The organism is Paenibacillus sp. MDMC362 (assembly GCF_003269305.1).
Lineage (GTDB): Bacteria > Bacillota > Bacilli > Paenibacillales > Paenibacillaceae > Paenibacillus_AQ.
This window is the reverse complement of the sequence record NZ_QLYT01000034.1, coordinates 20,027-32,068: the sequence shown is the minus strand read 5'-3', so window position 1 is coordinate 32,068 and position 12,042 is coordinate 20,027. Positions and strand designations below refer to the sequence as shown.

At 49.5% G+C, this 12,042-nt stretch carries 10 protein-coding genes; 3 read left to right on the top strand and 7 right to left on the bottom strand.

Going from position 1 to position 12,042, the window contains the following annotated elements; all coding sequences use genetic code 11:
- Entirely contained in the window at positions 1-813 is an 813-nt protein-coding gene (locus tag DP091_RS17235; RefSeq protein WP_113059460.1) for a VOC family protein, read from the top strand.
- A 183-nt stretch (positions 814-996) separates the two neighbouring features.
- On the opposite strand, the gene DP091_RS17230 is transcribed toward DP091_RS17235, so the two are convergent.
- Entirely contained in the window at positions 997-1,356 is a 360-nt protein-coding gene (locus DP091_RS17230; protein WP_113059459.1) for a MerR family transcriptional regulator, read from the bottom strand.
- A gap of 117 nt (positions 1,357-1,473) precedes the next feature.
- On the opposite strand from DP091_RS17230, the gene DP091_RS17225 reads away from it, so the two are divergent.
- A complete protein-coding gene (locus tag DP091_RS17225) occupies positions 1,474-2,112 on the top strand; it encodes a nitroreductase family protein (RefSeq protein ID WP_113059458.1) in 639 nt (212 codons plus the stop codon).
- A 102-nt stretch (positions 2,113-2,214) separates the two neighbouring features.
- Here the strand turns inward: DP091_RS17225 and DP091_RS17220 are convergent, their stop codons facing one another.
- Positions 2,215-2,838, bottom strand: a complete 624-nt coding sequence (locus DP091_RS17220) for a nitroreductase family protein (protein ID WP_113059457.1) — start codon at positions 2,836-2,838, stop codon at positions 2,215-2,217.
- 128 nt (positions 2,839-2,966) lie between these two features.
- Here DP091_RS17220 and DP091_RS17215 point away from each other — a divergent pair, with 128 nt between their 5' ends.
- Positions 2,967-3,317, top strand: a complete 351-nt coding sequence (locus DP091_RS17215) for a winged helix-turn-helix transcriptional regulator (RefSeq protein ID WP_113059456.1) — start codon at positions 2,967-2,969, stop codon at positions 3,315-3,317.
- A gap of 70 nt (positions 3,318-3,387) precedes the next feature.
- Here the strand turns inward: DP091_RS17215 and DP091_RS17210 are convergent, their stop codons facing one another.
- The 5 genes from DP091_RS17210 to DP091_RS17190 form a co-directional block, all read right to left on the bottom strand.
- Complete coding sequence (locus DP091_RS17210) at positions 3,388-6,363, bottom strand: GAP1-N2 domain-containing protein (RefSeq protein ID WP_113059455.1); 2,976 nt, start codon at positions 6,361-6,363, stop codon at positions 3,388-3,390.
- Positions 6,363-7,622, bottom strand: coding sequence for a hypothetical protein (locus DP091_RS31390; protein WP_181469841.1), 1,260 nt, complete (start codon positions 7,620-7,622; stop codon positions 6,363-6,365). The genes DP091_RS17210 and DP091_RS31390 overlap by 1 nt, the downstream gene beginning before the upstream one ends.
- A 71-nt stretch (positions 7,623-7,693) precedes the next feature.
- Complete coding sequence (locus DP091_RS17200; protein WP_113059454.1) at positions 7,694-8,335, bottom strand: beta-mannanase; 642 nt, start codon at positions 8,333-8,335, stop codon at positions 7,694-7,696.
- A 17-nt stretch (positions 8,336-8,352) separates the two neighbouring features.
- Positions 8,353-9,618 (bottom strand): vWA domain-containing protein, encoded by a 1,266-nt coding sequence (locus DP091_RS17195; RefSeq protein WP_113059453.1) that lies wholly within the window; start codon positions 9,616-9,618, stop codon positions 8,353-8,355.
- 37 nt (positions 9,619-9,655) lie between these two features.
- Complete coding sequence (locus DP091_RS17190; RefSeq protein ID WP_113059452.1) at positions 9,656-12,040, bottom strand: transcription initiation factor TFIID; 2,385 nt, start codon at positions 12,038-12,040, stop codon at positions 9,656-9,658.
- Between the last annotated feature and the right edge of the window lie 2 nt (positions 12,041-12,042).

Below are 12,042 nucleotides of genomic sequence, written 5' to 3'. Positions count from 1 at the left end.
ATGGTTGGATTAAGGCTGGATGATTTTGATGGAGGTTTTATCGTGGCCCCCTGGGATCGATTCAAGGAACTCATCGATTGGTACAGCACACATTTGGATCTGAAAGTGACATACGAAGAGGATTACCCGGTCGAAAAAATGGCCACCCTTACTTTCCCGGCACTGGGATGCATACATATCAAGTCGGTGGAACATGATCACCCGCATTTTGCAGTAGACTGGGGACTGAACGGGAATGTTCGCTTCTGCTTTACCACAACGAATCTTGAAGCTGCACACGCCTATTTTCGCGAACAGAATATTCAAGTAACCGATGTGACCCAAGGCGCCTTTGACCGCTCCTTCGATTTCTTCGATCCGGTTGGCAATCGCTTAACGGCAATCGAACCGGAACCAGGTACGGAGGCATTGGTTGCTAAGGCACCGGACGCACGCTTTCCATTCCAAGCGATCCCCCGCTTTGGCGTAGACCGACTGGATGAAGCCATCGCCTGGTACCAGACTAATCTGGACGGCAGGGTCGAACGGATCAGTGAGGACGGAACCTCCGCAACCGTAATCATCACTAACGAAGGCGCACCAGTCTATCTGGAAACCGTTCGGATGGACCGAACGAAGAGCGCGCTCACTGTAGCTGCAAGGCCTTATTGGGTAATCCGGAAGAAGGCCGACTTTTTCGAGACCCATAAACGTTTGCAGGAACAAGGATGGAAGGTAACCGATTTTGCCGGAAATCCCAAGTTTCTTGTCATGTTCCATACCTATGATCCATATGGCAACCAGATCAATGTCTGGTGTTACGAGGACTGTTAGTCATAAAAAAGGATGATTTCGCTTATCCACGGGAATTCCTCATAATGACCAAGACAGTTGAATGATCAACAAGTTCTGACCGATCTCCACAATCGGATCCATTCAAAAAAGGGTTGCGAGCATTCCAGCAGTTGATCGCAGCCCTTATATCGCAGTCGGGGTTAATAGATCATTGGATTGTCCTTAACACTTGGTTTGAAAATTTGCCTTTCCTTCCAAAACTGCATTCAAGAACTTCTTCGATTTTTTCAATCGCTTCTGGATCTCTTCAATTTCTTTGATTTTTTGTTCAACCATTTTTGTTTTTGCCTCGTATGACAAGTTAAGTTGTTGATTTACCAACAAACTTAATTCTTCTATAGAAAAATCTACGGATAAAAGTGTCTTCACATCATATAGAAACTCCACAATGTCTTCAGAATAAACACGATAATTATTTGCATCTCTTTTAACATAGCTGTCCGGAATTAGGTTCTTACGTTCATAGAATCTCAATGTTGAGATGGGCAGACCCGTTAATTTTGAAACATCGTTTATTTTCATCATATGACCTCTTTTATTTCTTGCTATAAACCTAGGTTCATAGTTCATAATACGAAATATGATAACGAATGACATCTACAAAGTCAAAAAATCCATGTTATCAAAAGGAGAGGTTCTATGTTTAACCATATTCAAAACAACGATTTCGCCAATATCGTTATGGGCCGACGTTCTGTCCGTCATTATGATGAGAACATTAAAATATCGAGAGAAGAGATAAGCGACATGATTTCGGAAGCCAGTTTGGCTCCATCCTCGGCAAATATGCAGCCTTGGCGTGTAATTGTGGTCGATACTCCAGAAGGAAAAGAAAAGCTAAGACCTCTTGTGAGGTTCAATTCGTTACAGAATGATACTTCATCAGCCATGTTATTAATTTTTGGCGATACCCAAAGCCATTTATATACTGAAGAAATTTACAATACAGCCGTGGAACAAGGAAAAATGCCAGCTGAAGTACGAGATCGTCAACTCGAAACCATTCTATCCTACTTTCCGACTCTTTCAAAAGAAATGAAAGTTGAAATTGCAAAAGTAGATAGCAGCCTCTTTGCCATGCAGTTCATGTTAGTAGCTCGTGCACATGGGTATGATACGAATCCAATGGCAGGCTTTGAAGCTGATCAGTTAGCAGAAGCATTCGATTTAGATGAAGAACGCTATGCTCCAGTCATGATCATCTCATTAGGAAAAGCCAAAGAGAATGGGCATGAGTCCGTTCGATTAAGCTCTGACAAGATTACATTTTGGAGGTAACCATTATCCGTAATCGCTTCATTATCAATCAATAAGAAAAAGGCAGCCGATCATTGTGATCGGCTGCTTTGGCTTCACATAACTAATATTTCATTCCATGAATTATATTTTGTTTGTATAAATGACTTTGTCCACATCGTGTCTAACGGTTTTATGACCTTGTTTAATTCCTTTCCCAATGGCTATAAGCATCACATCTTCATACCTGTCGGAAATCTGTAAGGCCGACTTTAATTGTTCGGAATCATACCCGGACATGGTAATCGTATGAAGACCCGCCTCGTTCGCCAGTAAGACTAACGACATGGACGCCAGGCTTGCGTCTCTTACTAATTCGAGCTTTAAATCTTCTTTTGATTTATTTAAATAATATTGGATAGCCGCGTTGGCTAAATAGTCTCTTAATGTTGCGTCAAAATAACCCTTTTGGAATCCATCTTCATGGATATTTATAATATTTTCTTTTTCAAATGCTTGATAATCGCCCAGTACAACGATTAGTACGGACGCTTTTACTACCTGTTGCTGATGAAAGGCAATGGGGAATAACAAGTTTTTTAAATTCGGGTCGTCTATAACCAGGTACCGTGTCGCTTGAATATTGTTTCCGTTGGGTGATTGGCTGGCTCCTTCAATCAAAGCAGCCAACGTTTCCGATTCCACTTTATAATGGGGATCATAATGTCTGACAGAACGTCTTTGTTCCAATATCTCTCTCACACTCATTGTGCTCACTCACTCCAAATGTTTTATTTGCTTCACATTCCGATTATAATGGACCGTACAGTGGCAGAAAATAACGCACAATAAAGTGGGTTAGCCACCTTTATGTGCCTATTTAGGAGGAATCCATAATGAATGGTCTCAATACGGGAATCAATATTTTTATGAATACGGTAGGAGGAAAGTGGAAATGTTTAATCCTCTTTTTTCTGAGTCAAAAACCAAGGAGAACCAAGGATTTCTATCTGCTCATGCCAACCATAACGCAGAAAGTTTTAACCGAACAATTAAAGCAGCTGGAACGAGATGAGCTTGTCCGAAGAGAAGTATTTAAAGAAGTGCCGCCTAAGGTAGAATACAGTTTAACTGAGCTGGGCCAATCCTTTGTGCCTGTATTAAATACAATGTGTGAATGGGGCAACGCCTATGCAACCGTACAAAACCTCGAAACAGAAGAACAAATCTGCTGCCAGCATGAATAGGCGGTCGTGCATATAAAGAGGCGTCGAAAAAAAAACGAGCAGACGATCATTCGTCTGCTCGTTTTCTATATTAAACTCCTTCATCCGTCTCATTCTCCGGAGTCTGCTCTGGCTCTTCCGAAAGCGCGCTTTCGTCGGACAGATCATAGGAAACGCCATCCACTACGACTTTCTCGACAAGGGACACGTCAAGCAGCTTATCCAGCTTCACGGTAACCTGACTTGAGTAAGTCTGGTTTTCCTGAGCGTCACCAACGCTTTCCGATGACTCCACAGCTTCACCTTCAGCAGGATCAGACGAGTCTTCCCCTTCTGCTGTACCAGTCTTCGGGTCCGTTTGATTATCCGTTGATTCAATCTCTGTTCCTGATGGATCGGCTTCCGCTTCCCCTGGAGTTTCATCCGCGCATACCCGCGTTAATTCAGGGCTGGCAGCCTCAAACAACGTGCTTGCATCGTTGCCCACAATCTGTAGCTCGTCCACATTGAAACCCCGGCAAGCCGCCGGCTGTTTAAAATGGAAACTCAGCTGGGTCTTGCCCTCCTGCTCGCCCTCCTCCACTACCGTCGCCGTCAGTAACGGCTTTTCAGGGATGGTATCGGAAGAAGCCGGAGGTGCGGTAACCGGAGGGGTAGTGACCGGATTCGGATCGGCACTGCCATCCGCAGGTCCCTTGCCGTTTTGGATCATCATGAAGACAGCGCCAGCAATAACGATCACCGCAAGCAAAGATGACGTGATTTTTACGAACCGCGAATGCTGTCGAATCCATCGCACCAACGGCGAAGCTAATTCGGCCCTGACCTTCGTATACACCGGTTTAAGGATTGGAGCAGGAGAATTGAAATACGTTTTCGCATATTCCTTATTCTTGAAGGCTTCACGGTCATAGGTTTTGAAATAATCAACGATAGCGGTGGCATAAGCCGGAACAAGTCCCCGCGGTCTAACGAATACAGGTTGCTCGGCAGACCACTTCATATACTGGTATACCACTTCCGGACTGTTGCCGTATCTGTGCAAATAATCAAGCAAGCCCCGATAGTCTACCGCACTGGATCGAATCTCCGTGCAAAAGGCTAGGGTAATGCTATCAAATCGGGATGGCACCACATGGTTCTGCAGCCATATTCGCATGATTTGCTGAGTTCGTTCCCGCTCCTCGGCTGACAGATCCTCCAGCACCTCCACTCTTGCTTCTTCTCGGCTGGACCATTGGTGAAGGGACAGCATGACCGCGGCTTTGGACCGAATCCGTGAATCGAACCGCTCTACCCAGCCCTTGAACTCCTTCGGCATTTGCAGAAAGCCGATATCCAGCAGCTGTTTCTGGCTTAATTGCTCGGGCTCGAGCTCACGCAAGAGGAAAAGGTTTGCCGCATATATCAACCGGTCTGCAAATGCAGTTCCGCCTTGGTAACGACCGATTCCCTTCTGAGGATGGTGCTCCAGCGAATCCAATTGGTCCAGTACGGCGTTGACCGCTCTCACCGGATCCGAATCCTGCTTAAGCTTATCGACAAGCTGGGCTTCGGCTAACCGGATGTAATTCTCCTGTTCCAGCAGAAGTGGGTGGTTCCGAACCCACAAGCCGATCAGATCTACCAAGTCTGTAGGCGACGCCGCTTGCTGCATGCGTTTTTTCATGTACGGATCAAACATCAACGCCGGCAGTCCCGGACTGGTCAGCACCCTGGCGTAGAAGGCTCGGCTTAAGGCCGGGCTGCCTTCCAGCAGGTCGTAAATCGCCTCGGTCACATCCTGACGCCGCTTCGATAAGGCGTTATTTAATGAGCGGATAAAATATTCCACAATCAGATCATGATGCTGCCTGGGATTGATGGCGTGATAATCTCTAACGAAACCGGCAATGGCTGCATCCGGAACCTGTCCGCCTTTGACAAGCTCGAATTCCTGGGCAAACAGGGTGTGGAACAGCTGATCCAGCCGTCCCTTAGAAGCAAGGGCACCTGCCGGCTTCAGATAAAGCAGAATTGCACGCAGCACGGCATGTTTATGCTCATGGTACAAGCCCTCATGGCCTTCTTCAATCTGGAACAGCACACATAAATCATCGTAGCTGTCCAGCAAGATCCCCAGACCCGGCTCCATATCGGCAAGCATCTGCTCGGCGAAGGCAAAAAAGCGCTCGGAGCGATCCGGGTCCAATAGCGTTTCCCATGCAAAATCAAGATAAGGCTGCTCGGACCATTTCAGATCGGCATTGATGACCCTGCCGGCAGCGAGCTCAAACAAATAATCCTTCTCGATGCTGCGGTCGCTTAGACGCAGGCTGCCCTTCTCCACGAACATAAGGTGAAGTCCCTTCTTGCTCTGCGGCTCCTTGGCATAGGTTACGAATCCAAGCACCTGGCGCAGCGCATAGGGCAATCGGCCAAACAACACAAAGAGCAGCTGCACCGCCTTCGCGGACAACTGTTCCACCGGGACATCCAGAACGATATATACCTTTCTCTTCCCGGCAGCCGCGGATATGCATGCATAGAGCAGCTGCTTGAATACCTTCTCGTCGATCCCAAGCTCCTGCAATAAGGCTGGCGCCCTCTTATAGGAAATGGCGGCTTGAGAATCGGCCTGAACCGGAATGGCAGGAAGCTGCGGCAGATCTACGCCTTCTTCGATATCGTAATGATCGGCGAAGGAGGCCTGCAGCCAGGTCTGATAAGCGGAATGCTCATCTTTAAGGAAACCGTCGGGAATGACATAGTGATGCGTAAAAAAGGCACTGCGAAGTCCAGTAAAGTCCGCAGGCTGAAACACGCTGCGCCCCAGCACCGTTTCTCCTGTTTCCGCATGAAACAGATGAAGAGCTGCCGGATAAGCCGCCGCTTCCCTCTCGCTGCGTGCCGTCAGCTCGGCAGGAGCTTCGTATTGACAAAAGGGATGCAGCACCTTCTTGATAAAGGAAGCCTCCAAGCCCGACGAGCGGGCCACCGTATCAAAGCCTTCGGCTGAACGGAATATGCCCCGCCGCTCCCGCGTGTACATTTGCTGCTGTATGGTTCGGGATGGGAAATCCGGCACTAGTCTTCCCTCCCCTGAATATACTTCAGCTTGTACAGAAGCCAGATGAACGGTTCATCCACCCGAATCGGGCTAACGACGCTTTGCAGCTTCTGGTCGACAGGGTTGCTGCCGAGAGCCGACACGGCAAAGTATGCAGTATTCGAAAAGTATACATCCATCGTTCCCTTGAACGGACGGTCAACCTTCTCGATAAAACGGCGGATCTCGCCGTCAATATTTTCAAACTCGGTCAAATTCAAAAACTTGCGGTGTACCACATTGTTAAAAATGTTGCTGTTCAGCTTCACATACTCGCCATCCTCATCTTTAAGGGCATGAAGCATATCGCTCTTGGTTAAAACAACGGCTGTCGGAATATCCGTCTTGCCCTTGTCCTCATAAGCAATGAAATCGCCGAACATCGTCAGTACGACGTCACGCGGCTCATCATACTGGGATACCCATTCACCGGGCTGGTCACCGAATTTCAGACGGATTTTCTCTCGAATGGAGCGGATTTGGAGCGGATCCACCATAAACAGAATACCCGCGGAATTCTTGATATGCTGTCCGTGAAGGCCCAAATAATCCTCGTCCACCATGCCCTCGCCCGCCACGTCAAAAAATACGAGCGTTAACGGCGGCTTGGACTCGTCCTTGAACACGAATTGGAAAATGAAAGGCTCCTGCATCTTCTCCTTCTGCGTAGACGCCAGCAAATCTCCCCGCTCAAATAACGGCTCCTCATAGCCGGTACGGAACTTGCGGCTGATCTCGGCATTCAGCGGCATGCAGGCCGCATCGAAATGATCCGCCGTCGTATGCTGCAGCGTATGAATGAGCGAAGTCATATAGACCGACTTGCCCACTTGCGAAGCACCGATGATCGAGATAATGTTGCTTGGCACCTTCCCGGCGGTTACCGGAAGCTCATTGTGGCATTTCGGGCACAACCGTCTGCGCGTGACGACGCCGTAACGGTCATTCAATCCAACCAGCACGTGATCCGAATATATATGCTGCTCCTCCGGTATGTCGCCCGGACGGATAATCGCTTCGATATCATACACCGAATCCAGTCCAAAGCGTTCACGGTACCGATTCAGCTCATCATCTTCCCCAAGCGCATAGTCCTCGTCATCCTCTCGGTCGTGGGCAGCCCGGAAGACAACCTCCTTCGGAGCAAACTTACTGAAACAGTAAGGGCACACAATGTCATAGAACAGCGGCCTTGGCTCCGGCTCCGGTTTTTTCTTGAATATATCAAAAATGCCCATCTTTCGTACCTCCCTCTGAACCCTATGAACACACTGATGTGTTCATCGTGGTTGCTGTGTGTTCGATTTCTCTATCTATAAACGAGCTCATACCGTTGTCCATACTTCTTGCCATCCGTAAAAAACAAGCGAATATAATCATTCTTGCCCACCTCGATCGCAGGCAATTCGTTGCGCCCTGCTGCAAAATCCGTAACGAAAGGGTACAAGATGCCGTCTTCCTTGTTAACCGGATAAGCCCCCTGCTTCTTTACGTAACATAAAACGTCCTTGGGTACCGGCACTTCCGCCGTCACCTGAATTTCAATCGTCTTATAGGGCTGCAGCCAGCGGCTCTTTTCGCGGATGGAGTATGCCAGCATGGCTTTGCCGGTGCTGAACTGAATGCTGTTCGCTTTATCCGGCTGCCTGATTAAGGCCATCTCTCCGTCTTCGGAAGACATGGCATACACCGTGTACATAATCTGACCAATTCCGTCCACCCGATCACGATACCCATTGTTCGCTTTGTACTCGTCTCGGGTATACAGACGCAGGCTGCCAGGCTCCAAAGCTCCAGCGGGCGGACCAAATCCATCATCCATCTCGCGGTGAATATATACCGCCTGAAGACCTGGCGGCCAGCTCCAGCGGAGCGTACAGAAACCATCTTCCAATTGATAGCTTAATCCCTGAATGACCCATTCTCCGGGCTCCGCATTTTTAAAACGCATATCGAACGCCCCCTGCTTTAAAATCCTCGGCTTGTTGAATCATTCGGCCGTTGTCCTCGTCCCGTTCGGCCCGGCCGCTGCTCATTACGAATGATCCTGCTGTTCTCCTTAACCGGGATCACCAACGTAAACAAGGCGATGACTCCTGCGAGAATAAAGCAGGCCAGCATACGAATGGAGGCATCCCCCACTTCTCCCCCGGATAGGCCATATTCCAGCACAACGCCTGCGAGCACGCCGGATACCGCCCCGCCGATGCTGAAGCTAAGCGCGAGATGGCGGTTATCAAACACAATGCCGAGGGCAAGGCCCATGGCAGCGCCGATGAGCAGCATCGCAGCGATTCTTACAATCTGGTAATAAACGCTATCTTCCATAACGCCCGTACGTTTCGTCAACAGGGAACGATCCCCGACATCGTCATAGATTTTCTGGAAAACAAAAGACAAATCTGCCGCGTTCTGCACATCGTAATATTGCCCGCCCGTTTCGGCGGCAATCGTCTGAAGCAGTTGGGCGCCGTCCGGGTTAACAAGGCTGAGGCCAATCGTATTCACCGCGATTTGCTGCTGCTTGTAGTCCGCAAGCACACGCGCATGATCCGTTTCGCTAAAGCCGTCCGACAGCATAATGACCATGGCGCTTCGAGCGGCATCATGGCTCTCTTGGATATGCGTCATGGTATCCTCCAGCGCGAGACTGATGTCCGTGCCACCGTCGGTCGTTGCCAAACCGTCGATTTCCGCGATGATTTCATCCTTGGTTTCTTGGTTCTTCACACGCGTAAACGGCTGCAGTAACGTTGTCGCATGATCAAACACCATCACCGATACACGGTTATCCTCGTCCATGCGGTTAATCAGATTTTTGGCCGCCGCATATCGGTCCTGATTCGGGTCCGTCTCTTTCATGCTGCCTGAATTATCAATGATCAGCACGATGTCCTTCACGGGCTTGGCGCTGCCCGGGTTCAACTGGTACACCCACTCAAACAGCATTCCTAGCAGGAATAGTGCCACTAAAGTGGATGGAATCAGCAGCTTCCATGATGTGCCTGTATATCGCTGTCTCCATGAGCTCCCGTTCAAACGAGGGGAGATCAGTTCTGCGATTAAGCAGGCCAATCCGATGCACAAGGCCAAAATTCCGAAATAGATCCCTGTAACCACGATGACGGGAAGCCCTGTCCCCCACTGGCGAAGCCAAAATTCCCCAATGGCAAATCCGATTCCCCCACCGACTAGACTAAACAGCAGCAGGAGAGGGTTTATTTTTCGTTGCACAATACACGCCTACTCTCTGTATCAGAATCTAAGAACGCTAGCGCAGCTCGGGAAGTTGCGCCGGTTCCATTCCATGAAATTCATAACCGTTTGCCGTATAGGTCTCGTAGTAGGTTCTGCCATTCCGGTAGTACATCAGATCCTCCAAGTGGAAACCTCCCATCAGGTTCAGCTTCTCAACCCCGCTTGAGCGCTTCTCATGCACGATGCCAAGCTTGTACACCCGTAAAGCTTCATCGGCGTGGATCGCGTAACGGACGAATTCGCTGTCGGCATCGCCGAAGAAGTATTTCTCCTCGTATCGATGCTCCTGCGTATAGTCAAGCAGTCTGACCAACGTAACGGAGTTTTCCTCCAGCATCCGGTAAAGCACCTTAAACAGATCTTCCTTGGCAAGCACCTGCTTGTTATTATAGTCGATGGTTACGTTCGCCCGCCGCAGCAGTTCTTCCTCGAAGGTCTGCACGAACGGCTCTGCCGTCAATAAATCTCTAAGACAGACCCGGATCATGTTCGACAGAATCGGTTCGATCCCTTCATGCGTAACGATGGAGAGATTCCCGACATACCGTTCTTCGAAAAATACGCCCTGGCCGCGCTTGCTCTCCAATTCCAGCATCAGCTCTTCCGTGACCAGGCCATAATACTCCATCAGGTTCTGGCCGATGTAATCGTCTGCGGTACGGATGCTCGACTTGGCCGCTTCCAGCAATTCCGCTTCGAGCTGGTCCAGCATGTTCGCCTGCTGCTTGTACTGACGGTGAATCCGTTCGAGCTCCGTCTCATACAACTTGTAAAGCTCTAGCTCCGTTTCCAGCTGCAAAAGCTCATATTTGCGTCGATAAACCTCGCCCACGAAATATCGAATGAAATGGCGCACATTCTGTTTATCCCGAAAAGGAAGCTTCTTGAACGGCTGACTTTCCACGCTTTCCTCATAATAGCGGTTGAGTCCGTCCTGCTCGCTCTTCAGGAGGCTGCCGAGATCCCGGATTCGGGAACGAACCGCTTCCAGCAGTATCCCCTCTCCCGCCTTGTCGCTCGTCCACTTCACGATTTGATAACAACCGATTTGCGGGTGATCCGCCAAGGTTCGACGAAGCGCACGATGAAGCTCCTCAGAAGTACTCATATCTCTAAGTCTCTTTTGGACCTCCAGCTCGTAATTGCTGTGAAAAAATTGCCGGCAGCCATCCCCGAACAATGCCTCTTCTGCTTCACGAATGTTCATCCGCTTCAGCCCGGCATAACTGACGGGGTGTGACATCATACCCTTTAGCCCGTCAAGATGCTCCGGGTTCGGCAGCATCCGGTCCGCTCTTGCCGATACGGCCTCCGGATTTAGACCAAAGTAGGTCAGGCATTCATGAACCTCCGGTTCGGGCCCGCCCTTCATGCGAAGGAGAAGTCCGCGGCATAGATGATAGAGCACCGTTAGCGCAATCGGCTCATTCGGCCTCTTTACTCGGGCAAAGCCTGCGGAGACAAAGCCTTGGCGGCCGGATTCGGTCATGATATTGCTTTTGAACGACGTATTGTTGTATATGCCCCGGACTCCGTCATAGGTTTCATCCTTCTGCTTCCGGTTCTTAAGCAAACCCAGATGGCAGATGATATCGTAGATATCCTGCATCCCGGCATAACCCGATATACCGCGTTCATTCTTATCGGATAGTACATAAACGAGATCAAACAACGGCGAGGCCGGATGAACGACCGGAATGGTCAGCCCATCCTCCGTGACCTGCAGCGGCGCGGAGAAGCTGTATTCCCGGCTCTGCATCAACTCCAACTCCCGCAGGAAGGCAACGCCCACAGAGCTCGCATAACCATAGGAATCAATCTGCTCCCTTTCATTAATGAGCGCATACATATCCATTTGCACCGACTTGAATGACTGCTGGAAGATGGATTCGGCCAGCAATGAAATTTCCGGTATAAACACATTGAACGGGTCATCGACCCGTGTAATGACAGACAGGTGAATCCGGTCAAAGGATGAATAGCTGCGTCCATAATCTGAAATATGGTGGCTCAGCTTCCGAATCGCTTTATTCAACCCGGCCAGGTGATGCGGGTCCCGATAGAAGTCTTGGTACAGCTCCTTGCGTGCGGACTTGGATGAGCCGTCTGACGCTGGCAATTGCAGATGATACCGATGAAGGCGACCGGAGGATTCGGAGCCTTTCGGCTCCCGATCCCCGCTCCGGTCCGTTCCCACATGAAAATAAACGACGCTTGCGCTGTTATCCCATTTGCGGTTATGAATTTCCATGATCGGTTCGATGGCGGGCACTGTCTTGTCGCCAATGAACAAGTATACCTCCGGGTAGTGGATGCTGCTCTGATCATCCTCCATCAAGGTAAGCTGCTCTTCCGACTTGGCATAACCGGCAGCATACTGGCGAAGAATCTCCCTCATCG

Coding starts and splice junctions, on each gene's coding strand:
- DP091_RS17235 (WP_113059460.1), top strand. CDS start 1: ATGGTTGGATTAAGGCTGGATGATTTTGATGGAGGTTTTATCGTGGCC.
- DP091_RS17230 (WP_113059459.1), bottom strand. CDS start 1,356: ATGAAAATAAACGATGTTTCAAAATTAACGGGTCTGCCCATCTCAACA.
- DP091_RS17225 (WP_113059458.1), top strand. CDS start 1,474: ATGTTTAACCATATTCAAAACAACGATTTCGCCAATATCGTTATGGGC.
- DP091_RS17220 (WP_113059457.1), bottom strand. CDS start 2,838: ATGAGTGTGAGAGAGATATTGGAACAAAGACGTTCTGTCAGACATTAT.
- DP091_RS17215 (WP_113059456.1), top strand. CDS start 2,967: ATGAATGGTCTCAATACGGGAATCAATATTTTTATGAATACGGTAGGA.
- DP091_RS31390 (WP_181469841.1), bottom strand. CDS start 7,622: ATGGGCATTTTTGATATATTCAAGAAAAAACCGGAGCCGGAGCCAAGG.
- DP091_RS17200 (WP_113059454.1), bottom strand. CDS start 8,335: ATGCGTTTTAAAAATGCGGAGCCCGGAGAATGGGTCATTCAGGGATTA.
- DP091_RS17190 (WP_113059452.1), bottom strand. CDS start 12,040: ATGAGGGAGATTCTTCGCCAGTATGCTGCCGGTTATGCCAAGTCGGAA.